23 protein-coding genes and 1 pseudogene are annotated in these 24737 nt (G+C 71.7%); 4 read left to right on the top strand and 20 right to left on the bottom strand.

Features of this window, described 5'->3' with window-relative positions:
• Positions 1-94: 94 nt before the first annotated feature.
• The 12 genes from F1C12_RS03260 to hrcA all read right to left on the bottom strand — a co-directional run bounded on the left by F1C12_RS03260 (position 95) and on the right by hrcA (position 12259).
• Positions 95-1534, bottom strand: a complete 1440-nt coding sequence (locus tag F1C12_RS03260) for an ABC transporter permease (RefSeq protein ID WP_185277418.1) — start codon at positions 1532-1534, stop codon at positions 95-97.
• On the bottom strand, positions 1531-2313 hold the full coding sequence (locus tag F1C12_RS03255; protein WP_185277417.1) for an ABC transporter ATP-binding protein: 783 nt from the start codon (positions 2311-2313) through the stop codon (positions 1531-1533). The genes F1C12_RS03260 and F1C12_RS03255 overlap by 4 nt, the downstream gene beginning before the upstream one ends.
• A gap of 89 nt (positions 2314-2402) precedes the next feature.
• A complete protein-coding gene (locus tag F1C12_RS03250; protein WP_185277416.1) occupies positions 2403-3092 on the bottom strand; it encodes a response regulator in 690 nt (229 codons plus the stop codon).
• Positions 3089-4966: a sensor histidine kinase gene (locus F1C12_RS03245; RefSeq protein ID WP_185277415.1), complete on the bottom strand. Its 1878-nt coding sequence runs from the start codon at positions 4964-4966 to the stop codon at positions 3089-3091. Before F1C12_RS03245 ends, F1C12_RS03250 begins: the two co-directional genes overlap by 4 nt.
• Before the next feature lie 92 nt (positions 4967-5058).
• Positions 5059-5952: a GTPase Era gene (era, locus tag F1C12_RS03240; protein ID WP_185277414.1), complete on the bottom strand. Its 894-nt coding sequence runs from the start codon at positions 5950-5952 to the stop codon at positions 5059-5061.
• Positions 5949-7337: a hemolysin family protein gene (locus F1C12_RS03235; protein WP_185277413.1), complete on the bottom strand. Its 1389-nt coding sequence runs from the start codon at positions 7335-7337 to the stop codon at positions 5949-5951. The genes era and F1C12_RS03235 overlap by 4 nt, the downstream gene beginning before the upstream one ends.
• Positions 7338-7344: 7 nt before the next feature.
• On the bottom strand, positions 7345-7806 hold the full coding sequence (gene ybeY / locus F1C12_RS03230) for an rRNA maturation RNase YbeY (RefSeq protein ID WP_185277412.1): 462 nt from the start codon (positions 7804-7806) through the stop codon (positions 7345-7347).
• On the bottom strand, positions 7803-8825 hold the full coding sequence (locus F1C12_RS03225) for a PhoH family protein (RefSeq protein ID WP_258046232.1): 1023 nt from the start codon (positions 8823-8825) through the stop codon (positions 7803-7805). The genes ybeY and F1C12_RS03225 overlap by 4 nt, the downstream gene beginning before the upstream one ends.
• A gap of 91 nt (positions 8826-8916) precedes the next feature.
• Positions 8917-9282 carry a histidine triad nucleotide-binding protein gene (locus F1C12_RS03220; protein ID WP_185277411.1) on the bottom strand — a complete coding sequence of 122 codons (366 nt, stop codon included), beginning with the start codon at positions 9280-9282 and terminating at the stop codon, positions 8917-8919.
• Between the two features lie 39 nt (positions 9283-9321).
• Positions 9322-10050, bottom strand: coding sequence for a 16S rRNA (uracil(1498)-N(3))-methyltransferase (locus tag F1C12_RS03215; RefSeq protein ID WP_185277410.1), 729 nt, complete (start codon positions 10048-10050; stop codon positions 9322-9324).
• 10 nt (positions 10051-10060) lie between these two features.
• Positions 10061-11173 carry a molecular chaperone DnaJ gene (dnaJ, locus tag F1C12_RS03210; RefSeq protein WP_185277409.1) on the bottom strand — a complete coding sequence of 371 codons (1113 nt, stop codon included), beginning with the start codon at positions 11171-11173 and terminating at the stop codon, positions 10061-10063.
• 69 nt (positions 11174-11242) lie between these two features.
• Positions 11243-12259, bottom strand: a complete 1017-nt coding sequence (gene hrcA, locus F1C12_RS03205; protein WP_185277408.1) for a heat-inducible transcriptional repressor HrcA — start codon at positions 12257-12259, stop codon at positions 11243-11245.
• Positions 12260-12479: 220 nt separating this feature from the next.
• Between hrcA and F1C12_RS03200 the strand changes: the two genes are divergently transcribed.
• Positions 12480-13046, top strand: a complete 567-nt coding sequence (locus tag F1C12_RS03200) for a DUF4870 domain-containing protein (protein WP_185277407.1) — start codon at positions 12480-12482, stop codon at positions 13044-13046.
• Between the two features lie 121 nt (positions 13047-13167).
• A complete protein-coding gene (locus tag F1C12_RS03195; protein ID WP_185277406.1) occupies positions 13168-13554 on the top strand; it encodes a DUF4870 domain-containing protein in 387 nt (128 codons plus the stop codon).
• 10 nt (positions 13555-13564) lie between these two features.
• Here the strand turns inward: F1C12_RS03195 and hemW are convergent, their stop codons facing one another.
• The 5 genes from hemW to F1C12_RS03170 all read right to left on the bottom strand — a co-directional run bounded on the left by hemW (position 13565) and on the right by F1C12_RS03170 (position 19031).
• Positions 13565-14794: a radical SAM family heme chaperone HemW gene (hemW, locus tag F1C12_RS03190; RefSeq protein ID WP_185277405.1), complete on the bottom strand. Its 1230-nt coding sequence runs from the start codon at positions 14792-14794 to the stop codon at positions 13565-13567.
• Positions 14794-15441, bottom strand: a complete 648-nt coding sequence (locus F1C12_RS03185) for a DUF1990 family protein (protein WP_185277404.1) — start codon at positions 15439-15441, stop codon at positions 14794-14796. Before F1C12_RS03185 ends, hemW begins: the two co-directional genes overlap by 1 nt.
• 15 nt (positions 15442-15456) lie before the next feature.
• On the bottom strand, positions 15457-15810 hold the full coding sequence (locus F1C12_RS03180) for a DUF2750 domain-containing protein (protein WP_185277403.1): 354 nt from the start codon (positions 15808-15810) through the stop codon (positions 15457-15459).
• Between the two features lie 4 nt (positions 15811-15814).
• Positions 15815-17665, bottom strand: coding sequence for a translation elongation factor 4 (lepA, locus tag F1C12_RS03175; RefSeq protein ID WP_185277402.1), 1851 nt, complete (start codon positions 17663-17665; stop codon positions 15815-15817).
• Between the two features lie 145 nt (positions 17666-17810).
• Positions 17811-19031 (bottom strand): amidohydrolase, encoded by a 1221-nt coding sequence (locus F1C12_RS03170; protein WP_185277401.1) that lies wholly within the window; start codon positions 19029-19031, stop codon positions 17811-17813.
• 78 nt (positions 19032-19109) lie between these two features.
• Between F1C12_RS03170 and F1C12_RS03165 the strand changes: the two genes are divergently transcribed.
• On the top strand, positions 19110-19994 hold the full coding sequence (locus F1C12_RS03165; protein ID WP_185277400.1) for an NAD-dependent epimerase/dehydratase family protein: 885 nt from the start codon (positions 19110-19112) through the stop codon (positions 19992-19994).
• Between the two features lie 172 nt (positions 19995-20166).
• Positions 20167-20427 (top strand): 30S ribosomal protein S20, encoded by a 261-nt coding sequence (rpsT, locus tag F1C12_RS03160; RefSeq protein ID WP_185277399.1) that lies wholly within the window; start codon positions 20167-20169, stop codon positions 20425-20427.
• A gap of 184 nt (positions 20428-20611) precedes the next feature.
• Here the strand turns inward: rpsT and holA are convergent, their stop codons facing one another.
• From holA to F1C12_RS03150, 3 genes and pseudogenes are all read right to left on the bottom strand, one after another.
• Complete coding sequence (holA, locus tag F1C12_RS22640; protein ID WP_374939549.1) at positions 20612-21661, bottom strand: DNA polymerase III subunit delta; 1050 nt, start codon at positions 21659-21661, stop codon at positions 20612-20614.
• Between the two features lie 329 nt (positions 21662-21990).
• Positions 21991-23331: pseudogene (locus tag F1C12_RS22635) on the bottom strand (ComEC/Rec2 family competence protein); the annotation flags it as partial.
• Positions 23332-24071: 740 nt separating this feature from the next.
• Positions 24072-24707 (bottom strand): helix-hairpin-helix domain-containing protein, encoded by a 636-nt coding sequence (locus F1C12_RS03150; protein WP_185277397.1) that lies wholly within the window; start codon positions 24705-24707, stop codon positions 24072-24074.
• Positions 24708-24737 lie beyond the last annotated feature (30 nt).

The raw sequence follows: 24737 nt of genomic DNA, 5'->3' as shown, positions 1-24737 counted from the left end.
ATGGGCACGGGTCGGTGCGCCAGTGCACCAGTATCGGACACCCAGCCTGCGGATAGCTGAGGCTTGATGAGCGTCCAGGAAACCTGGAGGCTCGCTACTCGACCGCGAGGGCCTCCACCGGCGCCACGCGGGTGGCCCGGCGGGTCGGCGCGACCGAGGCCCCCACGGCCAGGACGGCCGCCGCGAGCACGATCAACCCGATGAAGAGCCACGGCACCGCCGGCGGGACCAGGCCGCCGCCCGGCAGCTGGCCGAGCAGTGTCTGGGCGCCGATCCAGCCGTACAGGGTACCGAGCACCAGCCCGGAGAACACTGCGGCGACGGTCAGCTGGGCGCTCTCGGCCAGGATCATCCGGCGCACCTGCGCGGCGCTCAGCCCGAGCGCCCGGAGCAGCCCGAGCTCGCGCCGCCGCTGCAGCACGCTCAGGGACAGGCTGTTGACCACGCCGACGGCCGCGATCACCGCGGAGAAGCCGACCAGGCCGCTGAACACCAGCATGGTGACCGTGAGCACACTCTCAGCGCCCTGATAGAGCTCCGGGTCCTTCGCGGCGGCGCTGCGGATGAGCGTCAGCCAGGTCTGGGTCGCGACGACGAACATCGTGATGAGCGTCACGCCGATCACCAGGCCGATCGCGGTGCGCGAGCTGCGCTCCGGATTCCGCACGGCGTTGGCCGCCGCGAGGCGTCCGGCCGCGCCCCTGCCGAAGAGGAGGCCGACCGCGCGGAGCACGGCGGGAAGGAACAGCGGTGCAGCGACGATCACCCCCGTGAAGGAGAGCAGCCCGCCGAGCATCGCGATCAGCACGCCGTAGCGGCCGAACTCCACGAGAGCGGAGTTCTCCGACTTCGCGAACGCGCCGAGCCCGAGCAGGAGGCCGAAACCGAGCAGCGCGGCGCCGGGCAGGATGAGCAGCGCGGCGGCCACGATGCGTCCCGTGCTGCGCACGGCGGCCGACGGCCGCTCCTGCGCCGCGCCGAGAGCCTCCACCGGCGCCACCGTCAGCACCCGGCGGCTGCCGATCCACGACGCAGCCCACGTGGTGAGCACGACGACGACGGGCGGCCCGATCAGCGACGGCGTGATGACGGGGTACAGGGTGTCCGGGAGGACGCCCCACCAGATGAACGCGCGCACCGCGATCAGCGCGAGCACCACGGCGATCACGCCGCCGGTGAGCGCGCCGATCACGCCGACGGCGAGCCCCTCGCCCGCCACGGAGCGACGCTGCGCCTTCGAGCTGGAGCCGAGCAGGCGCATGAGCGCGATGGTGCGGGTGCGCCCGGCGATCACGGTCGCGAACGTGTTCGTGGTCACGATGGCGCCGACGAACACCGCGATGACGAAGAAGATGCCGGCGACGAGCGCGAGCGCGAAGCGGGCGGAGCCGTGCTCCCCCATCGGCGACGCCTCGATGTACGCGCCGAGCACGTTGGTGCAGGCCAGCAGCGCCACACCGAAGGCGGAGGACAGGGCGGAGACGAGGGCGCTGGCGCGGTGGTCGCGCGCGTTCGCCCGGAACGCGCGGATCACGCGTGCGCCTCCACGTCCTGCGCCTCCACGTCCTGCGCCTCCATGCCGAGCATGAACGCGGAGATCTCCTCCGCCGTCGAGCGCTCCCGCTCAGCGACCACACGGCCGTCGGCAAGGAAGACGATGCGGTCGGCGTAGCTCGCCGCCACCGGGTCGTGCGTGACCATCGCGATGCTCTGGCCGTAGCTGCGGGAGGCCTCCTGCAGCACACCGAGGACCTCCCGGCCGGTGCGCGAGTCGAGGTTGCCTGTCGGCTCGTCTGCGAACACCAGGTCCGGCCGGGTCGCCAGCGCGCGGACGATCGCGACGCGCTGCTGCTGGCCGCCGGACAGCTCGTGCGGGCGGTGGGTGAGCCGGTCTGTCAGGCCCAGCAGCTCGATCAGGCCGTCGATCCACTCGCGCTGCGGGAGCGTCGGGCGGCGGCCGTCGATCTCGAACGGCAGCAGGATGTTCGCCCGCACGTCGAGCGTCGGGACGAGGTTGAACGCCTGGAAGACGAACCCGACCCGGCGGCGGCGCAGGACGGTCAGCTCCCCGTCGCCCATCCCGGTGATCTCGGTGTCGCCGAGGAACACGCGCCCGCCGGTCACGGAGTCCAGCCCGGCCATCACGTGCATTAGCGTCGACTTGCCGGAACCGCTCGGCCCCATGATGGCGGTGAACCGGCCGGCCGGGATGCCGACGGTCACGTCGTCGAGGGCGATGACCCGGTTGGAGCCGGATCCGTAGGTCTTCGTCGCGCCGTCGACGCGAGCCACCATGGTGTCGGGAGTGTGCATGCCTCCACGCTAGGAAGCCGGCGACGCCACCGGATCGGGCTGAGGATCCACAGGGGATCAGCCCAGAGGATGATCTGCGGGTGAAATCCCTACTCCGCCCGCTCGGCCGCACCCCCGGTCAGCCCGTGTTCGAACGCGTAGACCACCATCTGCACCCGGTCGCGCAGGCCGAGCTTCGCCAGGATGCGGCTGATGTGGGTCTTCACGGTCGCCTCGCTGAGGAACTCCGACCCGGCGATCTCCGAGTTGCTGAGCCCGCGCGAGGCGAGCACGAAGATCTCCCGCTCGCGGCTGGTGAGCGTGGCGAACTCTGGCGGCGTCTGCTTGGCCTGCTGGCTGTCGGAGAAATACTCGAACAGCTCCCGGGTCGCCCCGGCCGCGATCACCGCGCTTCCGGCGTGGACGGTGCGGATGGCGGCGAGCAGGAACTCCGGCTCCGCGTCCTTCAGCACGAAGCCGCTGGCGCCGCTGCGGATCGCGCGCGCCGCGGCCTCGTCCAGGTCGAAGGTGGTGAGCACGATGATGCGGGCCGGCGCCCGGCCCTCCCGCTCGGCCTCCTCCACGATCCGCGCCGTGGCGGCGATGCCGTCCATCACGGGCATCCGGATGTCCATCAGCACCACGTCCGGGCGCTTCTCGCGCACCAGCGCCACCCCTTCGCGCCCGTCGGACGCCTCTCCGGCGAACTCCAGGTCGGGCTGCGAGCCGATCAGCATGCGGATCCCCGCGCGGAACAGCGCCTGGTCGTCGACGAGGGCGACCGTGATCGGGGCGCTCACGCGCGCACTCCCGACACCACCGGCAGGAACGCCGTGACCACGAAGCCGTCGCCGGCCGGCCCCGCCGACAGCGAGCCGCCCGCCAGGGTCGCTCGCTCGCGCATCCCGGGGAGGCCGTGCCCGATGCGCGGGAGGCCGCCGGTGGCCAGGGGTTCCGGTGTCGGTGTCTTCATGCTGTTCCTCACGGTGATGACGATGCCCGGGCCTGAGTCGGCGCCGCCCGCCTGGGCGAGCACGACGGAGACCGGGCGGGTGGTGTCGCCGTGCCGGAGCGCGTTGGTGAGCGCCTCCTGCACGATGCGGTACGCGGCGATCTGCTGCGCTGAGCCGAGCCCGTCGAGCTCGCCGCGGCGCTCCATGGTGACGGGGAGGCCGGCCGCTCGCACCTGTTCGACGGTCTGGTCCACGTCGGCGAGCGACGGCTGCGGCCCCTCCGGCTGGCTCTGCCGCAGCTCGGCCAGCAGCACGCGCACGTCGACCAGCGCGGAGCGCGCCGTCGCGGCGATGGTCTCCAGCGCGGTGTCCACGGCGTCCGGGTCGGCGTGCCGTGCGTAGCGGGCGCCGTCGGCCTGCGCGATGACGACCGCGAGCGAGTGCGCGACGACGTCGTGCATGTCGCGCGCGATGCGGGTGCGCTCCTGCTCGACGACCACGACCTCCTCGGCCCGGTTGCGGTCGAGCTCGGCCTGCACCTGGGCGTGCCGGGACGCACGGGCGTTCCGCCAGGTGCGGACGAGCAGACCGAGCACCCAGGACAGCCCGAGCACGGTCGCGCTCACCACGAACAGGAACGCGAACTGCAGCGCCATCCCGGTGAGCTGCGACGACAGCAGGTCGAAGTAGCCCTGGGCGAGCGCGGAGGTCAGGGTCAGGTAGAGCGAGGCGACGAACGCGCCGACCCCGGCGGAGATCAGGCCGGCGTAGCGGACCACCCGGTCGCCGTAGAGCGCCGTCGCGTAGAGGACCACGAGCACCGCGATGTCGCTGACCAGGATGTTGTGCCCGGTGGTCATCTGCACCACGGCCGCGAGCCACGCGATGGCGAGCGAGACCGCGGGCGACATCCGGCGCAGCGCGACGGCGACCGCGAAGACGATCAGCACGAGGAACGTCGAGCGCCCGGCGTCGGACGGCACGAGGCTCGACGTGAAGTCGGTCACCAGGCAGAAGAACACGTAGGCGACGGCGCCCGCGATGTCGAAGGTCAGCTGCGGCCGGGTCAGCCTCCGCACCAGCTTGGGCCCGTCGCCCTCCTCCCCCGGCGCGCCGAGGCCCGGTGCGCCGCCGCCGGGCGACGCCAGCCAGACCAGCAGCGACGGGACCGGCCCGGACGTCGCGGTCGCCCGCTGCCGCGCGACGAGGAAGCCGAGCAGCCACGCGCTGACGAACACGACGGCCAGCAGCAGGCTCATCATCAGGAGCCCGACGCCCTGGCTCGTGTAGTAGCCGCCGATCACCGGCCCGAACTGCGGGAACTTGAGGTCGCCGCGCACGGTGAAGAGGTAGGCGAGCGCCGGCGCCCAGAGGATGGCCGAGCCGAACCCGAACCAGCGCACGACCTTTCCGCCGTGCGACGCGATCCCGAACAGCGCGATGACGACCGCGACGGCCGAGATCAGCCGGTGCGGCAGCGGCAGCGAACTCCCCTCGCTCAGCTCGGCGATGACCGCCAGCCACGCGATCTCCAGCGCCACCACCGGCAGCACCCGCGAGAGCGCGACGGCTGCGCAGTAGAGCAGCACGGCCAGCGCCCCGGCCAGGTCGAACGGGAGGCCGGTGATCAGCCACACCCCGAACAGCACGACGGCCAGCGCGGGCTCCAGCACCCAGCGGTGCGGCGCGAGCGCACTCAGCACGCGTGTCCGATCTGGCATATCTCTACGGTACGGGGCGGGAGGCCGCGCGCCCGCATCCGGAGCGTGGAATCATCCTGGGGATGTACGACGGCGGTCCAGGCGACCCGCCCCTAGAACCCCAGCCGCCCCAGCTGCTTCGGATCCCGCTGCCAGTCCTTCGCCACCTTCACCCGCAGCGACAGGAACACCTTCCGCCCGAGGAGTTCCTCGATCGGCTTGCGCGCCTCGGCGCCGACGTCGCGGATGCGGGAGCCGCCCTTGCCGATGACGATCGCCTTCTGGCTGTCGCGTTCCACGAACAGGTTGGCGTAGACCTCCACCAGGTCCTTGTCGTCGCGCTCCACGATGTCGTCGATCGTCACCGCGAGCGAATGCGGAAGTTCGTCCTCGACGCCCTCCAGCACGGCCTCCCGAATGTACTCCGCGATGCGGTCCTCGATGCCCTCGTCGGTGATCGCGTCCTCCGGGTACAGCGGGCCGGGCGACTCGGGAAGCAGCTTCATCAGCTCCGCGGCGAGCGTGTCGAGCTGGATGCTGCTGGTCGCGGAGATCGGGATGATCGCCTCCCACTCGCGCAGCGCGGAGACGGCCAGCAGCTGCTCGGCGACCTGCGTCTTGCCCGCGGCGTCGATCTTGGTGACGATCGCGACCTTCTTGGCGTTCGGGTAGTCGTCCAGCTGGTCGTTGATGAAGCGGTCGCCCGGGCCGATCTTCTCGTCGGCTGGCACGCAGAAGCCGATCACGTCCACGTCGCCCAGCGTGGACTGCACCAGGGTGTTCAGGCGCTCGCCCAGGAGGGTGCGCGGCCGGTGGATGCCCGGGGTGTCGACCAGGATGAGCTGGCCGCCGCGCTGGTGGACGATGCCGCGGATGGCGCGGCGGGTGGTCTGCGGCTTGGAGCTGGTGATCGCCACCTTCTCGCCGACGAGCGCGTTGGTCAGCGTCGACTTGCCCACGTTGGGGCGGCCGACGAACGAGACGAATCCGGCGTGGTACTCGCTCATGCGCGGGCCTCCTTGTGCTGGCGGTCGGATTTGGATTGCTTGGCGGGTTTGTGCGGCTTGTCGTGCCGGTCGTGCTTGTCCTGCTTCTCCGGCCGGTCCGGCGCCGCGTCCTCGTGCGGCTCCGGCAGCAGCGCCGTGTCCCGCTCCACGAGCACCGTGCTGACGTGCTTGTGCCGTCCGTCGATCCGGTCGACCGTGAAGCGGAGGCCGTGCACGGCGACGGTGGAGCCCACCTCCGGCAGCCTCCCGAGCGCCTTCGCGACCAGGCCGCCCACGCTGTCGACGTCCTCGTCCTCGATCTCGATGTCGAACAGCTCGCCCAGGTCGTCGATGGGCAGCCGCGTCGCCACCCGCAGCCGGCCTCCGCCGAGCTGCTGCACGAGCTCCACCTCGTGGTCGTACTCGTCGGAGATGTCGCCGATCAGCTCCTCGATGAGGTCCTCCAGCGTGACCAGCCCAGCGATGCCGCCGTACTCGTCCACCACCATCGCCAGGTGGTTGGACTCCAGCTGCATCTGCCGCAGCAGCGCGTCGGCCTTCTGCGACTCCGGCACGAACAGCGCGGGCCGCGCCAGCTCGCCCATCGTGATCGCGTCGGCGCCGAGCGCGCTCTCGTAGCTGAGCTTCGCCACGTCCTTCAGGTAGAGGATGCCGGCCACCTCGTCCGGGTCGCCGTCGATCACCGGCATGCGGGAGACGCCGGTGGAGAAGAACATCCCCATCGCCGTGCCGAGCCCGGCCGAGATGTCGATCGTGATCATGTCGGTGCGCGGCACCATCACCTCGCGGACGACGGTGTCGCTGAACTCGAAGATCGAGTGGATGAGCTCGCGGTCGTCCTCCTCCAGCACGTCGAACTCGGTCGCCTCGTCCACGATGCTGAGCAGCTGCTCCTCGCTCGTCACCGGGGCCGAGCGGGCGCGGGAGGGGGTCACCCGGTTGCCGAGCGCGACCAGGCCGCCCGGGATGGGGCCGAGCACGACCCGGATGCCGTGCACCAGCGGCGCGGTGAGCTGCAGCAGGACGCGCGAGTTGGCGCGGCCGACGCTGCGCGGGCTGGCGCCGACCAGCACGAACGAGACGCCCGTCATGATCGCCGCCGAGAGGATCAGCGAGATCCACCACTCCTCGAAGATCTGCTCGAAGGCAAGCGTCACGAGCACCGCGGCGGTGGTCTCCGCGATGATGCGGCTGAAGTTGATCGCGTTGAAGTACGCGCCGGGGTCCTCCGCGATCGCCGCCAGCGACTTCTTCGCCCGGGAGGTCTCGGCGAGGTCGGCGATGTCGCCGCGCGACTGCACCGCCAGCGCGGAGTCCACGGCCGCCATGAGCCCGCCGAACGCCACCAGGAGGAAGGCGACGACGAAGAACAGGGTTGCGAGCATCCGGCGCCTAGCGCTGTCGGTCGTAGCGGGCGAAGCCCACGAGGATGTCGCGCTGGATGCCGAACATCTCCCGCTCCTCCGCCGGCTCGGCGTGGTCGAAGCCGAGCAGGTGGAGGATGCCGTGCGTGGTCAGCAGCAGCAGCTCCTCCATGAGGGTGTGGCCGGCGGTCTCCGCCTGCACCTGCGCGACCTGCGGGCACAGCACGACGTCGCCGAGCAGCCCGGCCGGAGCCGGCTCCTCCTCGGTGCCCGGGCGCAGCTCGTCCATCGGGAAGCTGAGCACGTCCGTCGGGCCCGGCTCGTCCATCCACTGCACGTGCAGCTGCTCCATCGCCGCCTCGTCCACCAGGACGATCGCGAGCTCGGCGTCGGGGTGCACGTGCATGATGTCGAGCGCGTAGCCAGCGAGGCGCTGCAGGGCGGACTCGTCCACCTCGATGGCGGACTCGTTGTTGATCTCGATGCTCATCGTGTCGGGCCCTGTCGTTTCGGGAGGTGGTCGCGCGGCATGCCGGAGCGGCGTTCGGCGCGGTTCGCGAACTCGCGGGCCTCCTCGCGCTCGTACTGCCGCGCCTGCTGCTTGGCGTCGTACTCGGTGTAGGCGTCGACGATCCGGCCGACGAGGCTGTGCCGCACGACGTCGTCGCTGGTCAGCCGCGAGAAGTGGATGTCGTCGATGTCGTTCAGCACGCGCGTGACCAGCCGCAGGCCGCTGGCGGCGTTCGGGAGGTCGATCTGCGTGATGTCGCCGGTGACGACCATCTTCGAGTTGAAGCCGAGCCGGGTGAGGAACATCTTCATCTGCTCGGGCGTGGTGTTCTGCGCCTCGTCCAGGATGATGAACGAGTCGTTGAGCGTGCGGCCGCGCATGTACGCCAGCGGCGCCACCTCGATCGTGCCGGCGGCGAGCAGCTTGGGCACGAGCTCCGGGTCGAGCATCTCGTTGAGCGCGTCGTACAGCGGGCGCAGGTACGGGTCGATCTTGTCGGTGAGGGTGCCGGGCAGGTAGCCCAGCCGCTCGCCGGCCTCCACCGCGGGACGGGTCAGGATGATGCGGCTGACCTCCTTGCGCTGCAGCGCCTGGACGGCCTTCGCCATCGCGAGGTACGTCTTGCCGGTTCCGGCCGGGCCGATGCCGAACACGATGGTGTTGTGGTCGATGGCGTCGACGTACTGGCTCTGGCCGAGCGTCTTCGGCCGGATGCTCTTGCCGCGCGCGGTGAGGATCGCCTGGCTCAGCACGTCGGACGGGCTGAGGTTCAGGTCGCTGCGCATCATCCGCGCGGAGCTGGCGACCTCGGCCGGGCCGAGGTCCTGGCCGTTGCGGACCATCTGCAGCAGCTCCTCCAGCAGCGCGCGCGCCGCGGCGACCTGCGCCGGGTCGCCGGTGAGGCTGATCTCGTTGCCGCGCACGTGCACGTCGACGAGCGGGTACTGCCGCTCCAGCGTGGTGAGCAGGCGGTCCTGGGGGCCGAGCAGCCGCACCATCTGGATCCCGTCGACGCTCAGGCGCGCCTCAGCCGAACCTCCCGGCGTGGTCTGGCCATCCGGGGTCCGCTGGCCATCCGGGGTCGTCGGGTCACTCGTCGCCAAGGCTTCCTTCCTCGAGCCCGCCGTCGGGCGAGCCCAGTATGTGGGCGTGGACGTGGAACACGGTCTGTCCCGCGCCGGCGCCGGTGTTGAAGATCAGACGGAAGTCGCCGTCCGCGTGCTCGTCCGCGAGCTTCTTGGAGGTGGCCACCAGCTCCGCGAGCAGCGCGGGGTCGCCCGCAGCCAGCTCGACGACGTCGCGGTACTGCTCCGTCTTGGGCACGACCAGCAGGTGCACGGGCGCCTTCGGCGCGATGTCGCGGAACGCGATGATGCGTTCGCTGTCGTACACGACATCGGCCGGGATCTCCCCCGCGATGATGCGCGAGAAGATCGAGCGCTCCCCTGTCTCCATGTGATCCATCCTATTCGTCGGCGCCGTCGCGGCGCAGACTCACCAGCGCCCCAGCGCCGCGTTGAGCACGGCCAGGGCGGCCGGCCCTGCCGTCGACGTGCGCAGCACGGTGTCCCCGAGTCGCACGACCTCCGCCCCCGCCGCCAGGAACGCGTCCAGCTCCTGCGGCGCGATCCCGCCCTCCGGCCCGACCACCAGCGCCAGCGGCCGCCCGTCCGGACGCACCGCCGTCAGCGCGGACGTCGCGCCCGGCTCCAGCACCAGCACCCGGTGCGTCGCCGCTAGCGCGGCCACCTGCTTCGTCGTCGCCAGCTCGCCGACCTCCGGCGTCCACGCCCGGATGGACTGCTTGCTGGCCTCGCGCACGATCGCCGCCCAGCGGTCGCGGCCCTTCGCGACCTTGGCGCCCTCCCAGCGGGAGACCGAGCGGGAGGCCGACCACGGCAGCACCGCGTCCACCCCGAGCTCCGTCGCCGCCTGCACGGCCAGCTCGTCGCGGTCGCCCTTCGCGAGGGCCTGCACGAGCGTGATCGCGGGCTCGGCGCGCGGGACGCGCTCCACGGCCTCCACGTCGATCGTCAGCTCGGCGCTGGTCGCGACCAGGACTTCGCCCGACGCGACGAGGCCGCGGCCGTTGCCGATGAGGACGCTCTCGCCCGGGCGCGTGCGGTTGACGGTGGCGGCGTGCTTGGCCTCGGGGCCAGTGAGGGTGAGCCGGGCGCCCACCTCGACATCGGCGAGGTCCTCACGCAGATAGAGCGAGCTCATCGGTCGCCCGTCAGAGGTTCAGGAACCGGTCGCGGAGCTTCGCGAACAGGCCCTGCTGGAAGCGCGCGAGCGACGGATCCGGGTTGTGGTGCGTCGAGGCGAACTTCTTGATCAGCTCCTTCTCCTTGTGGTCGAGCTTCGTCGGGGTGACCACCTGGATGCCCACCCGGAGGTCGCCGCGGCCGCTGCCGCGCAGGTGGGTGATGCCGCGGTCCTTCACCGAGACGATGTCCGCGCTCTGGATGCCGGGCTTCAGCTCCAGGCGGATGTCGCCGTCCAGCGCCTTCACCGTCGCCGTGGTGCCGAGGATCGCGTCGGCCATCGAGACCTCCAGCGTGCAGAGCAGGTCGTCGCCGTCGCGGCTGAACACGTCGTGGTGCTTGACCTTGATCTCCAGGTACAGGTCGCCGTTCGGGCCGCCGGCCGGACCGGCCTCGCCCGAGCCCGGCATCTGCAGCCGGAGGCCCGTGTCGACGCCCGCGGGGATGTCCACCGGGACGGTGCGGCGCGCGCGGATGCGGCCCTGGCCCTGGCAGGTCACGCAGGGCGTGGCGATGACGGTGCCGTAGCCGCGGCAGCTGCCGCACGGGCTGGAGGTCATCACGTTGCCGAGCAGCGAGCGCACCGAGCGCTGGATGCTGCCGGTGCCGTGGCAGATGTCGCAGGTGACCGGCGCGGTGCCGGGCTGGCAGCAGGAGCCGTTGCAGGTCTCGCAGACCACCGCGGTGTCGACGTCCAGCTCACGGTGCGTGCCGAAGACGACCTCGTCGAGGTCGACCTCCACGCGCAGCAGAGCGTCCTGACCGCGCTCGCGCCGGGAGCGCGGGCCGCGGGTCGCGCCGCCTCCGCCGCCGAAGAACGTCTCGAAGATGTCGCCGAAGCCGGCGAAGTCGCCCGCTCCCCCGCCGCCGAATCCGGTCGGGCCGCCCAGGTCGTACTGCTGCCGCTGCTGCGGGTCGCTCAGCACGTCGTAGGCGTGGGTCACGAGCTTGAAGCGCTCCTGCGCCTCGGAGCTCGGGTTGACGTCCGGGTGCAGCTCGCGCGCGAGCCGGCGGTACGCCTTCTTGATCTCGTCGGGGGTGGCGTTGCGGTCAACGCCGAGTACTTCGTAGTGGTCGGCCACGTAAGGCTGTTCCTTCTTGTTCGTTGCGTTGCGGCGGGAGGTCTGAGTCTGGAGGTCAGTGTCTGGAGGTCAGTCGCCGAGGAGGCGGGAGAGGTAGCGCGCCACGGCCCTGACCGCGGCCATGTTGCCCGAGTAGTCCATCCGGAGCGGCCCGAGCAGGCCGACGCGGGCCAGGTCGGAGCCCGAACTGTAGCCGCTCGACATGACCGAGGTCTCGGTCAGGCCGATGACGGCGTTCTCGCGGCCGATGCTGACGGCCACGCCGTGCTGGTCGAGCGCCATCTCGTCGAAGAGCCGCAGCAGCACCACCTGCTCCTCGATGGCCTCCAGGACCGGCGTGATGGAGCCGGGGAAGTCGGTCTCGGTGCGCGCCAGGTTGGCCGCGCCCGCCATCACCAGCTTGTCCTGGCGGTTGGCGGCGATCTGGTCGAGCAGGGCGCCGGCGACCGGGGCGACGAGCGCGCGGGTGCGATCGGTCAGGTGGCCGGGCAGCTCCCGGAGCCGGACGGCCGCGTCGGCGAGCGAGAGGCCGGCCGCCGCGCCGTTGATGGCGCCGCGGATCTCGGCGATCTCGGCGTCGTCCAGCTCCTCCTGCAGCTCGATCACGCGCTGCTCGACCGCGCCGGAGTCCGTAATGAGCACGCTCAGGAGGCGGCGCGAGCCCAGCGCGACCAGCTCGATGTGCCGGATGCGCGAGCGCGCCACCGACGGGTACTGGACGAGCGCCACCTGGTTGGTGAGCTGCGAGAGCAGCCGGACCGTGCGCGAGAGCACGTCGTCCAGATCGACCGACTGGCCGAGGAACGCCTCGATCGCGGTGCGCTGGGCCGGCGACATGGGCCGGGCTTCCGCGAGGTGGTCGACGAAGAGCCGGTAGCCCTTGTCCGTCGGCACCCGGCCGGAGGACGTGTGCGGGGCCGCGATCAACTCCTCCTCCTCGAGGAGCGCCATGTCGTTGCGGATCGTCGCGGCGGAGACGCCGAAGGCGTGCCGCTCCACGATGCTCTTGGAGCCGACCGGCTCACGCGAGGCGACATAGTCCTGGACGATGACGCGGAGCACTTCCAGACTGCGTTCCGAGACCATGCGAACCGCCTCCTGTCGTCGCTTCGGCACCCGAGGATCGAGCACGGGAAGACATCGAATGAACTGGCACTCGAAGATCCTGAGTGCTAATCATATCGCTTCGGGATCGGAGGACGGTCAACGCCGCGACACGCATCATTTACCGGCGGCACGGCTAGCAGTACCCTGTGCGCACCGGCTCAGGTAAGCCCCCGCAGCCGCCCACGAAAGGGTTCTCCTCATGTCAGACCCGAACCTCCCCCCGGCCGACGGCCAGGGCGAGCAGCCTCCGCAACAGCCTCCCCAGCAGCCGTACGGGCAGCAGCCGTACGCCGCAGCGCCCGGTCAGCCCGCCGGCGCCGTCCCTCCGCAGCAGCCGTATGGCGCGCCCGCCGGTCAGCCCGCCGGCGCCGTCCCCCCGCCGCAGCAGTACGCCGCCGCGCCCGCCGCCCCGCTCGACCCCGCCCAGGACAAGCAGTGGGCGTCGTTCGCGCACCTCGGCGGGATCCTCTGGTTCCTGCCTTCGCTCATCATCTGGCTCGTGTTCAAGGACAGGGGTCAACTGACCAACCAGGAGGCCAAGGAGGCGCTGAACTGGCAGATCACCTGGATCCTGGCCTGGGTCGTCTCCCAGATCCTCGGCGTCATCATCGGGACGTTCACGTTCGGGATCGGCTACCTGCTGTTCAGCCTCCTCATCCCGTGGGCGCTGTACATCGTCAACCTGGTGTTCTCGATCCTCGGTTTCGTGCGCGTGAACAGTGGAGGGACGTACCGGTACCCGCTGAACTTCCGCTTCATCAAGTAGCGCGTCCCGTCGACGCGGGCGGGCGCCGGATTCGGCGAATGGGCACTCGGCTCCTTCTCAGGAACGTCGCCCGCCCCCTAGGCTGGGACCCGCCATTCCCACTCACCGGAGGAGAACGACCATGTCCGCAACGCCCCCGCCCCCGCCGCCCCCGCAGCAGCCGTACGGAGGTCAGCAGCCGCAGCTCAGCCCGGCCGACGAGAAGCTGTGGGCGACGCTCATCCACGTGGGCGGCATCCTGTTCAGCTTCATCCCCGCCCTCGTCGGCTACCTCGTGCTCAAGGACCGCGGCCCGTTCATCCGCTCGCACACCGCGACGGCGCTGAACTTCCAGATCACGCTCGCGATCGCCACCGTCGTCGGCTGGATCCTCAGCATCGTCGGCATCGGCCTCATCATCATCTTCGCGGTCTGGGTGCTGAACATCGTCTTCAGCATCATCGCCGCGATCAAGGCGAACCAGGGCCAGTTCTACACCTACCCGATCGCCATCCGGTTCCTGAGCTGAGGCTCGCGCGCTATTCCTCGGCGAGCAGCCGTCGCACGACGGCGTCCGCCAGCAGCCGCCCTCGCAGGGTCAGCACCACCGACCCGGCGAGGGCGGCTTTCGCGTCCACCAGGCCGTCGGCGATCAGCCCGGCCACCGAGCGGCGGCCCTCGGCGGTCAGCTCCTCGGTGCGCAGGCCTTCGCGGATGCGGGTGAGCAGCAGCACGCGCTCCACCCGCCGGGTCTCGCCGTCCAGCGTCTCCCGGCCGGCCGCAGGCGACTCCCCCGCCAGCACGCGCTGGGCGTACGCGGCGGGATGCTTCACGTTCCACCAGCGCACGCCGCCGACGTGGCTGTGCGCGCCGGGGCCGACGCCCCACCAGTCGTGCCCGAGCCAGTACGCCAGGTTGTGCCGGGAGCGGTGCGCGCCGTCGGTCGCCCAGTTGCTGACCTCGTACCAGCCGTAGCCCGCCGCGCCGAGCCGCGCGTCGGCGAGCTCGTACATGTCGGCTTCGAGGTCGTCGTCCGGCTCCTGCACCGAGCCGGAGTGGATCTGCCGCGCGAGCTTCGTCCCCGGCTCCACGATGAGCGCGTACGCCGACACATGGTCGGGCTCGCACGCCAGCGCAGCGTCGAGCGACCGTTCCCAGTCGGCGAGGGTCTCGCCGGGCGTGCCGTAGATCAGGTCGAGGCTGACCTGGAGGCCGGCCTCCCGCGCCCAGCGGACGACAAGTGGGATGCGCTCCGGATCGTGGGTACGCTCCAGCGTGGCCAGCACGCTCGGTACGGCGGACTGCATCCCGAACGACACCCGGGTGAACCCGGCGTCGGCCAGCCGCCGCAGGTCGTCTGCGTCGACCGAGTCGGGGTTGGCCTCCGTCGTCACCTCCGCGCCGGGGGCGATCCCCCAGGCGTCGCGGACCGCGCCGAGCATGGCGCCGAGGTCGTCGGGCGGCAGCAGCGTGGGCGTGCCGCCGCCGAAGAAGACCGTCGACACCGGCCGGGCCGGGACGCCGCTGCGCTCCAGCGCCTCCCGCGCGAAGCCCACCTCCCTGACCGCGTGGCCCGCATACTCGGACTGGGACACGCCGCGCAGCTCGGTGGCCGTGTAGGTGTTGAAGTCGCAGTAGCCGCAGCGCACCCGGCAGAACGGCACGTGCAGGTAGACGCCGAAGTCGCGCCCGGCGGCCCCGTCGGCCGTGCTCGCGGGGAGGAGCCCGTCGGCGGGCGCCGGGTCCCCGAGCGGGAGGGCGCCGGGCATCAGGCCGCCCGCGCGGGCAGCAGCGAGCGCAGGTACCGCTTGGTGAACCGGTTCTGGGTGACGCGCAGCACGGGCGAGGTCAGCCGGTAGAAGGCGTTGGAGGGCCGGGAGAACGCGCGCAGCACGAACCAGACGGTCCCGTCGTCGCGCATCTCGACCAGGAAGGCCTCCTCGCCGCTCTGAGGGTGCCCCTTGAGCGTGCCGTAGGCGAACCCGCGCCGGTGCGGCTCGTCGACCACGTAGACGACGCGGCAGGGAGCCGAGACCCGGAACGGCCCGAACGGCACCTTGAGCACGGCGGTCATCCCGTTCTGGATGAAGGGCGTGCCGTCGTCGGCGAACACGTCCTCGGCGGTTTTGTGCTCCCGCATGCGCTTCGGCGTGCCGTCCTCGTCGAACTCGATACCCTCGTACTGGACGCCGGTGCCCTCGTTGACGTCGGTCACCCGGATGCCGCTGTTGCGCTGCACGCCCCAGGTCATGAGCGCGGCGACCGCGGACTCGAACCGCTCCTCGCCGCTGCCCAGCCGCACCTTCCGCTCCAGCGGCCGGTACCCCTTCGGCGGATAGTAGAGCAGGTCAGCGGCCTGCGTGCCGCCGATGAACCCGTACGTGACAGGCTGGTCGGTGAAGCTGGTGCGGCGCATGGTGTCTATCCTGCGTCATCCGGGGTGGGAGTGCGAACCGAGGCGGGCCGAGACCTCCGCCGGTGTCAGATCGTATCCCGTGGCCGAGCGGCCGGACCAGTTGATCCCGACCAGCAGCCCGTCGCGCTCCAGACCAGGAAGCCACCGCTCCCTCCATTCAGCGACGGGAATCGCTCGCGGACGGCATCCGCTGTACGCGGGAACGGTATCCAGCACCCGCTGAGCACGCGACTCCCGCGACCAGAACGGCATCGCGCGCCGGCCGTCGGGGTTCGCCGGTGCGGGGATGCCGCCGTCGTCCTCGATGGTCCAGACCTCGGCCTCCAGCTCCACGAAGAACGCGTTCGCGTGGGCCGCGCTGACGCTCATGAACCTACTTCTTGTCCTTCTTCTCCGTATCCCCCGACAGCGCCGCGATGAACGCCTCCTGGGGCACCTCCACGCGGCCGACCATCTTCATGCGCTTCTTGCCCTCTTTCTGCTTCTCGAGGAGCTTGCGCTTGCGGGTGATGTCGCCGCCGTAGCACTTCGCCAGCACGTCCTTGCGCATCGCGCGGATGTTCTCGCGCGCGATGATCCGGGCGCCGATCGCCGCCTGGATGGGGACCTCGAACTGCTGGCGCGGGATCAGCTCGCGCAGCCGGCCGGCCATCATCGTGCCGTACGCGTACGCCTTGTCGCGGTGCACGATCGCGCTGAACGCGTCCACCGTCTCGCCCTGGAGGAGGATGTCCACCTTGACCAGGTCGGCCTCCTGCTCGCCGAACGGCTCGTAGTCCAGCGACGCGTACCCCGCCGTGCGGCTCTTCAGCTGGTCGAAGAAGTCGAAGACGATCTCGCCGAGGGGCATCGTGTAGCGGATCTCGACGCGGTCCTCGCCGAGGTACTCCATCCCGAGCAGCGTGCCGCGGCGGCCCTGGCAGAGCTCCATGATGACGCCGACGTAGTCCTTGGGCGCGAGGATGGCCGCTTTGACGACCGGCTCCTCCACCTTGTCGATCTTGCCGCCGGGGAACTCGCTCGGGTTCGTGACGGTGACGATCTTCTTGTCCTCGGTCGTGACCTCGTAGACCACGCTGGGCGCGGTGGTGATCAGGTCGAGGCCGAACTCGCGCTCCAGACGTTCCGTGACGATCTCAAGGTGCAGGAGGCCGAGGAAGCCGCAGCGGAAGCCGAAGCCGAGCGCGACCGAGGTCTCCGGCTCGTAGACCAGCGCGGCGTCGGACAGCTTCAGCTTGTCGAGCGCCTCGCGGAGCTCCGGGTAGTCGCTGCCGTCGATCGGGTACAGGCCGGAGAACACCATCGGCTTCGGCTCGGTGTAGCCGGCGAGGGCCTCTGTCGCGGGCTTCGCCGCCGAGGTGACGGTGTCACCGACCTTGGACTGGCGGACGTCCTTCACGCCGGTGATCAGGTAGCCCACCTCGCCGACGCCGAGGCCCTTCGACGGGGTCGGCTCGGGGGCGGAGACGCCGATCTCCAGGATCTCGTGGGTCGCCCTGGTCGACATCATCTGGATGCGCTCGCGCGGGCCGAGCTTGCCGTCCACCATCCGCACGTAGGTGACGACGCCGCGGTAGCTGTCGTAGACGGAGTCGAAGATCATGGCGCGCGCCGGGGCGTCCGCGACGCCGACCGGCGCCGGGATCTCCTGCACGACCCGGTCGAGCAGAGCCTCCACGCCCATGCCGGTCTTGCCGGAGACGCGGAGGACGTCCTCCGGGCGGCCGCCGATCAGGCTGGCGAGCTCCTGCGCGTACTTCTCCGGGTCCGCGGCGGGGAGGTCGATCTTGTTGAGCACCGGGATGATCGTGAGATCGTTCTCCAGCGCCAGGTAGAGGTTCGCGAGCGTCTGGGCCTCGATGCCCTGCGCGGCGTCGACCAGCAGGATGGCGCCTTCGCACGCGGCGAGCGACCGGGACACCTCGTAGGTGAAGTCCACGTGCCCGGGCGTGTCGATCATGTTGAGCGCGAAGGTTCCGCCGTCGACGGCCCACGGCATCCGCACGGCCTGGCTCTTGATCGTGATGCCGCGCTCGCGCTCGATGTCCATGCGGTCGAGGTACTGCGCGCGCATGTCCCGGTCGGACACCACCCCGGTGATCTGCAGCATCCGGTCGGCCAGGGTCGACTTGCCGTGGTCGATGTGCGCGATGATGCAGAAGTTGCGGATGGAGGCCGGGTCGGTCGCGGCGGGCTCGAGGGGCTTCAGGGCTCGTGGTGACATTGTGGGGTTATTGTCCCATGAACCCGGGGGCGCTCGGGGCGCGGTAGGTGCGTGGGCGGAGCGCACCAGCGTGGCCGGGGGCCGCGCGGATGGGCGCCCCGACGGGCGGACGGGTGCGCTTGCTCGACGCACCCGTCGCCGCGGGTCAGGCGAAGCGCTCGGAGCGCTCGACCACGTGGCCGGCGCCGTCCTCCCAGCGGTAGACCTCCGCACCGTCGATGAAAACGTGCTCCGCTCGGGAGTTGACGTCCAGCGGGTCGCCCGACCAGACGACGACGTCGCCGTCGAGCCCGGGCTTCAGCGCGCCGACTCGGTCGTCCAGGCCGAGGAACGACGCCGGGTTGACGGTCAGGGCCTCCAGCGCGGTCTCGCGCGGCAGCCCCTCCTTCACCGCGAGGGAGGCCTGGTGCACGAGGAAGTTGATCGGCACGACGGGGTGGTCGGTCGTGATGGCGACGCGGACGCCCGCCGCGGCGATGTGCGCGAGGTTCGCGATGGCGCGGTCACGCAGCTCGACCTTCGACCGCGAAGTGAACATCGGGCCGAAGATGACCGGGATGTCGCGCTCGGCCAGCACGTCGGCGATCTTGTGCGCCTCGGTGCCGTGGTTGACGACCAGCTTGTAGCCGAACTCGTCGGCGAGCCGGATCGCGGTCGCGATGTCGTCGTGGCGGTGGGTGTGCTGGTCCCAGACCAGCTCGCCGGCGAGGACCCGCGCCAGGGTCTCCTTGGTGAGGTCGCGCGCGAACGCCTTGCCGTCGCGCTCGGCCTCCGCGCGGGCGGCGGCGTAGTTCTGGGCGTCGACGAACGCCTCGCGGATGATCATCGCGACGCCGAGTCGCGTGCTCGGGGTCTGGTTCTTGCCGCCGTAGACGCGCTTCGGGTTCTCGCCGAGGGCGGACTTGACGCTGACGGCCTCCCGGATCACCTGCTCGTCGATCGTCCGGCCGCCCCAGGACTTGATCGCGACGGTCTGGCCGCCGATAGGATTGCCGGAGCCCGGCTTGACCACGATCGCGGTCACGCCGCCGGAGAGCGCGTCGCGGAAGCCCTCGTCGTCGATGTTGACGGCGTCGATCGCACGCACGGCCGCCGTGTTCGGCGTGGTCATCTCGTTGGTGTCGTCGCCGGCCGGGCCGTTGGCCTCCTCGTGGATGCCGACGTGCCCGTGCGCCTCGACGAAGCCCGGGAGCACCCACTTGCCGCTCGCGTCGACCACCCGGACGCCGTCCGGGACGACGACCTCCGCCGTCGGGCCGACCGTGGTGATCGTGCCGTCCTCGACGATCACCGTGCCCTTCTCGATCGGGTCCCCGGCGATGGGGACGACGTGGGCGTTGACGATGGCGATGCTGGCACGAGTCATGGGATCGAGCCTACGCTCCGACACGATGCGCTTCCGCGTCGCGGGAATGGGCGCGGGCCGGCTGCGTTGTCCCCTGGCATGACCATTCTCCTGACCGGCGCGACCGGCTACATCGGATCCTCCGTCCTCCCCCGCCTCCTCGAGGAGGGCCACGGCGTCACCGCCCTCGTCCGCGACGAGGCCAAGGCCGAGGCCGTCCGCGCGGCCGGCGCCACCGCGGTGGTGGGCGACGCGGCCGACGCGGAGCTCCTGACGCGGCTGGCGCGCGAGAGCGACGGGGTCATCCACCTGGCGTCCGGTCCGGACGTGGACCCCGTTCTCGTCCCGGCCGTACTGGCGGGGCTCGCCGGGTCCGGGAAGCCGTTCGTGCACACCGGAGGCGTCTGGACCTACGGCTCGAACGCCGACATCACCGAGGACTCCCCCGCTGCGCCGCCCGCCCTGACCGCGTGGCGCGCTGCCGCAGAGGCGCTGGTGCTCGGGGACTCCGGCGTGCGCGGGACGGTCGTCGTCCCGTCGATCGTCTACGGCCACGGGAAGGGCCTGGCCCGCGTGATCGTCGACGCGCCGCGCGGCGAGGGCGACGACGCCGCGCTGGCGCTGATCGGCGACGGGTCGCAGCACTGGGCGACCGTGCACGTGGACGACCTCGCCGCCCTCTACGTGCTCGCGCTCGAGAACGCGACCGCCGGATCCGTCTACATCGGCGCGAGCGGCGCCAACCCGACCGTTCGGGAGCTCGGGGAGCTCGCCGCTGCCGCCGCCGGGGCACCCGGGGTGTCGGCCGAGACGGTCGCGGAGACCGCGGAGCGGCTGGGCGCTGGACTGACCGAGGCGCTGCTCCTGGACCAGCAGGCGCGCGGCACGAAGGCCCGGATCGACCTGGGCTGGGAGCCGAACGGCCCTGCTCTCGCCGACGAGATCACGACCGGCAGCTACGCGCCGGAGTTCGCGCGCTCCTGAGCGGGCGAGGGCGCCGCGGTCTGCCGCGGCGTGCACGTTTTGGCGCAACGGTCGGCCGCTGCTAAAGTTGTTTGTTGGCTTGCGTGTGGGTGTCCCGCACGAACGCCGCAAGGCGCCCTCTCTCGCTGAGCGGCAACATCCGATCACTCATTTCGAACGAAAGTAACCATTCGTGGCAAACATCAAGTCGCAGATCAAGCGCAACAAGACCAACAAGAAGGCGCAGGAGCGCAATAAGGCGGTCAAGAGCCAGCTCAAGACGGCTATCCGCGCCACCCGCGAGGCCGTCGTCGCCGGCGACAAGGAGAAGGCGACCGCGGCGCTGCGCGTCGCCGCCAAGAAGATCGACAAGGCCGCCAGCAAGGGCGTCATCCACAAGAACCAGGCGGCGAACCGCAAGTCGGCCATCGCCAAGCAGGTCGCCGCTCTCTGAGCCGGTGACCGCTCGCGGGACCTGTCCCGCGCCGCGACGAGCCCCCGCCCCGTGCACACGGGAGCGGGGGCTCGCTGCATGTGCGGCGGGTGCGAGCTCGCCAACACTCGAGGGGCACGTAAACGCCCCTAAAAGGCTGCTTTAGGGGCGTTTACGTGCCCCTCGGCGAATGGGGCGGCGCGGGTCAGGCGCGGCCGCGGGCGCTGACGATGCGGATCATGCGCTCCAGCGCGAACACCGGGTCGCGGCCGCCGCCCTTGACGTTCGCGTCGGTCTCGGCGAGCACTTCGATGCAGCGGCCGAGGCCGTCCTCCGTCCAGCCGGAGAGGTCGCGGCGGGCGCGGTCGACCTGCCACGGCGCGAGGCCGAACTGCTGGGCGAGCTGGCCGGAGCCGCCGCGGGAGCCGGAGATCTTGGCCATCGTGCGGATCTTGCTCGCGAACGCCGCGACCATCGGCACCGGGTCGGCGCCGGACGCCAGCGCGTGCCGCATGGTCACCAGCGCCTCGCCGTACCGGCCCGCGATCGCCTGGTCGGCGACCTGGAAGGCGTTGGTCTCGACCCGTCCGCCGTAGTACTTGTCGACCGTCGCCTCGGTGATCTGCTCGGCCGAGTCGGACAGCAGCTGCTGGCACGCGGCGGCGAGCTCGGCCAGGTCGTCCGTGAACGCGGACGTCAGCGCCCGCAGCGCGCCCGGGGCGATCTTGCGCCCGGCGGCCGCGAACTCGGCCTGGGCGAAGTCGTACTTCTCGGTGTCCTTCTTGAGCTCGGAGCAGACGACCTCGACACCTCCGCCGGTCCCGGCGCGGATCGCGTCGAGCAGCTTCTTGCCGCGCACCCCGCCGGCGTGCCGCAGGACGACGACCGTGCCGTCGGCCGGGGCGGCCAGGTAGTCGAGCATATCGGAGAGGAACGGGTCCCCGGTCTTCTCGACCGCGTCCACCCGGATGAGCCGGGGCTCCCCGAACAGGGAGGGGCTCGCGAGGGTGAGCAGCTCCCCCGGCGCGTAGTCCGCCGCCGAGAGGTCGCTGACCTCCAGGCTCGGGTCCTCCTGCTTGAGGCGGTCGCGCAGCAGCCTCGTGGCCCGGTCTGCGAGGAACCCCTCGGTGCCGGACACCAGGACGACCGGCGCCGGGCGGACCTGGTTCCAGGCGAGCTGCGGGATGGCGCTCTTCGCGGGCGCGCCGGACGCCCGACCTCGTGAACCGCCCCTGCTGTTGCTTCGTGTCGCCACGTTCCTCCTCGTCCGTATAAAGGATAGAGGGGACCACCGGCAGCGGCCGCCGCGCCGGGATCGTCGCGCTCCGCCCAGAGGCGCGGACCGTCCGGGCCCGGCGACACCAGCAGCATCCCGGAGCGGTCCGTCCGTGCGGCGGCCGTGCCCGACCGGGCCAGGAGGTCGAGGGCCCGGGCGGTGGGATGCCCGTAACCGTTGTCGTCCCCGACGGATACCAGCCCGAGCCGCGCATGGATGCCCTCGTACAGGGCCGCGCTCTGATCGGCCGACCCGTGATGGGAGACCTTGACGACCTCCACGGCGCCGAGCGCGCCGGTGCGCAGGAGCAGGTCCTGCTCGTGCTCGCCCAGGTCGCCGAGGAAGAGCGCGTCGACACCTGCTCCGTCGGTGCGGAGGACGAGGCTGCCCGCGTTCCCGCTCAGCGCGGTCTCGCCCAGCCCGGGCGGCGGAGGCCAGACCACCCGCCAGCGCAGCCGGCCGAGCGCGCCCGCAGCGCCCGCATGGATCTGCTCGACCGCGATGCCTGCCGCGGCCAGCCGAGTGAGGAGGGCGGTATCGGCGGGACGGTCCGCCTGGCCGACGAACGCGCGGCCGGTGCGGCCCAGCACGGCGTCGGCTCCACCCACGTGGTCGGCGTCGAAGTGGGTGAGGAGCACCCAGTCGAGCCGGGCCACGCCGAGGGTGTCGAGGCAGTCGGCGACCGGCTGCGGTCGTCGGCCGACGTCGATGAGTCCGACGTGCCCGTCGTCGCGCAGCAGGAGGGCGTCGCCCTGGCCGACGTCGCAGGCCGCGTAGACCCAGTCGCCCGGCCGCCCGAGCGCAGCGCCCACGCCGAGTCCGCCGAGGACGCCGGCGTAGACAGTCGTCCCACCGACCAGGGCGATCGCGGCGGTGGATCCGACGGGACGCGGCAGCCGCGAGCGCGCGGCGAGCAGCGCGACCGCCACGAGCACCAGTGCGCACAAGCCCACCCCGACCAGACCGTCCGGCCACGGCAGCGCGGCGCCCGGCAGCCCGGCGGAGAACCGGGCGACCGCCGCGATCCACGCCGACGGCAGCCACGCCAGCCACACCACGACCTCCCCGAGTGCGGGCGCCCACGGCAGCACCAGGCAGGCGAGGCAGCCGAGAACCGTCGCGACCGGGGCGGCGGGCTCCGCGACCAGGTTCGCCGGGACGCCGAACAGCGGGAGGGTCGGCGTCAACAGGATCAGGACCGGTTGGCAGGCGAGCTGGGCCGCCAGCGGCACGGCGAGCGCAAGGGCGACGCCACGCGGCAGCCACCTCCCGAGCGCGAGGGCCAGCGGCCGGGCCAGCACGAGCAGGCCGGTCGTCGCCAGCACCGAGAGGGCGAAGCCGTAGTCGCGGGCGAGCCACGGGTCGTGGACCAGCAGGACGACAACGGCCAGCGCCAGGGCGGGGAGGCCGTCGGCGACGCGGCCGCGGGCGAGCCCGAGGAGGACGACGGAGGCCATGGCCGCCGCGCGGATCACGCTCGCGCCCGGTCCGACCAGCACGACGAACGCGCCGAGTGCTGTGGCGGCCGCGACGATACGCGAGCGGCGGCCCAGGCCCGCGACGCGCGCGAGCAGGAACACGAGGCCCGTCACGAGAGCGCAGTTGGCTCCGGAGACCGCGGTCAGGTGGCTGAGCGCGCTCGCCTTCATCGCCGCGTCGAGGTCGGCGGTCACAGCGGCCTCATCGCCGATCGCGAGGCCGGGGAGGAGGTCGCCGCCGTCGCCGGGCGTGCGAGCGGAGGCCTCCGCGAAGGCGGACCGGACGGGCGCGGGCCAGGCGAGCCACGGCGGCGGAGGCTCGCGGATCGTCAGGGACGTCGTGCCGCGGAGCGTGAAGGTGGTGGCCTCGCCCGGGTCGTTCGGGCGGACGGACGCCGTGAGCGCGATGACGCTGCCGAGAGTGATGGCACGGACGGTGCGCAGGTCGGCGGGGACGATGACGGAGACAGGGACCCCGGCGGCCGAACCCCCGACCGTGGTGCCGCGCAGGCGCCAGTGCTCAGAACCGTCCAGACCGGGGGCGGATCGCTTCGGGGAGCCTTCCACGCGGAGTGCGACCTCCACCTGCTGGTGTTCGCGTGCCGCGGCCTCCAGCGCCGGCGTGGAGCGTGCCGGGGCCGCCGTCGCCACCGACACCGCACCGAGCGCCACGGCCGCCAGCGCGATGGAGACGGCGGACGCCGGCAGGATGGCGCGCGGTCGCGTCGAAGCCCCGCCGTGCCCGCGACGGCGGAGACCACCGCAGCTCCGCAGGGCCGCGACACTCAGCGTCACCACAGCCGCGACGCCCGCGACGGCCGCCAGCGCCGGCATCACCGCGGCAGCACCCACACCCACCCCGCAGCACACCCACAGGGCAGCGGCCGGAATCGCCAGTCGGAGGTCGGGCATCAGACGGTCACCCTGTCCTTGAGGCCGTCGAACAGCTTCTGGCCGATCCCCGTGACCTCGAGGAGGTCCGTGATCGCCGTGAAGGAACCGTTCGCCGTCCGCCAGTCGACGATGCGCTGGGCGAGAGCGGGGCCGATGCGCGGGAGCGCCTCCAGGTCGCCAGCTGTCGCGCGGTTCAGATCGATGAGGGCAGATCCGGCGGATGCGTCGGCAGAGCCAGACGCCGACGCCTCACCCACAAGCGCCTCGCCGACCAGCGGCGCCCGGAGTTGCTCACCGTCGTGCACCCGGCGCGCCAGGTTCAGCCCGGCCGGATCGGCGCCCTCGGCGAAGCCGCCCGCGGCCTCCACCGCGTCCACCACGCGGGAGTCCGGCGGCAGGCGGATCAGCCCGGGCTTGTTCACCGCGCCGGAGACGTGGACGAAGAGCTCAGCCGACGACGACGGTCGACCGGAAGCCGCAGGCGTCACGACCGACGACGACCCCGTCGGCAACGGCACCGCCCGGCCCCCGCTCAGCCCGGACACCAGCGCCGCCACCACGAACGCGGCGACCAGCAGCACGGTCGCCGCGCCGACGCCGACCTTCAGCCGGCGTGACGGCCCGCGCCCTGTCCCCTCGTCCCGATGTCGCATCCCCTCACGCTACGAAGGCCGCAACCCCCG

This window comes from Leifsonia shinshuensis, from assembly GCF_014217625.1.
Classification (GTDB): domain Bacteria; phylum Actinomycetota; class Actinomycetes; order Actinomycetales; family Microbacteriaceae; genus Leifsonia; species Leifsonia shinshuensis_A.
This window is presented reverse-complemented; position numbering and strand designations above follow the sequence as displayed.

Coding starts and splice junctions, on each gene's coding strand:
- F1C12_RS03255 (WP_185277417.1), bottom strand. CDS start 2,313: ATGCACACTCCCGACACCATGGTGGCTCGCGTCGACGGCGCGACGAAG.
- F1C12_RS03245 (WP_185277415.1), bottom strand. CDS start 4,966: ATGCCAGATCGGACACGCGTGCTGAGTGCGCTCGCGCCGCACCGCTGG.
- era (WP_185277414.1), bottom strand. CDS start 5,952: ATGAGCGAGTACCACGCCGGATTCGTCTCGTTCGTCGGCCGCCCCAAC.
- F1C12_RS03235 (WP_185277413.1), bottom strand. CDS start 7,337: ATGCTCGCAACCCTGTTCTTCGTCGTCGCCTTCCTCCTGGTGGCGTTC.
- ybeY (WP_185277412.1), bottom strand. CDS start 7,806: ATGAGCATCGAGATCAACAACGAGTCCGCCATCGAGGTGGACGAGTCC.
- F1C12_RS03225 (WP_258046232.1), bottom strand. CDS start 8,825: ATGGTGCGGCTGCTCGGCCCCCAGGACCGCCTGCTCACCACGCTGGAG.
- F1C12_RS03220 (WP_185277411.1), bottom strand. CDS start 9,282: ATGGAGACAGGGGAGCGCTCGATCTTCTCGCGCATCATCGCGGGGGAG.
- F1C12_RS03215 (WP_185277410.1), bottom strand. CDS start 10,050: ATGAGCTCGCTCTATCTGCGTGAGGACCTCGCCGATGTCGAGGTGGGC.
- hrcA (WP_185277408.1), bottom strand. CDS start 12,259: ATGGTCTCGGAACGCAGTCTGGAAGTGCTCCGCGTCATCGTCCAGGAC.
- F1C12_RS03200 (WP_185277407.1), top strand. CDS start 12,480: ATGTCAGACCCGAACCTCCCCCCGGCCGACGGCCAGGGCGAGCAGCCT.
- F1C12_RS03195 (WP_185277406.1), top strand. CDS start 13,168: ATGTCCGCAACGCCCCCGCCCCCGCCGCCCCCGCAGCAGCCGTACGGA.
- hemW (WP_185277405.1), bottom strand. CDS start 14,794: ATGCCCGGCGCCCTCCCGCTCGGGGACCCGGCGCCCGCCGACGGGCTC.
- F1C12_RS03185 (WP_185277404.1), bottom strand. CDS start 15,441: ATGCGCCGCACCAGCTTCACCGACCAGCCTGTCACGTACGGGTTCATC.
- F1C12_RS03180 (WP_185277403.1), bottom strand. CDS start 15,810: ATGAGCGTCAGCGCGGCCCACGCGAACGCGTTCTTCGTGGAGCTGGAG.
- lepA (WP_185277402.1), bottom strand. CDS start 17,665: ATGTCACCACGAGCCCTGAAGCCCCTCGAGCCCGCCGCGACCGACCCG.
- F1C12_RS03170 (WP_185277401.1), bottom strand. CDS start 19,031: ATGACTCGTGCCAGCATCGCCATCGTCAACGCCCACGTCGTCCCCATC.
- F1C12_RS03165 (WP_185277400.1), top strand. CDS start 19,110: ATGACCATTCTCCTGACCGGCGCGACCGGCTACATCGGATCCTCCGTC.
- F1C12_RS03150 (WP_185277397.1), bottom strand. CDS start 24,707: ATGCGACATCGGGACGAGGGGACAGGGCGCGGGCCGTCACGCCGGCTG.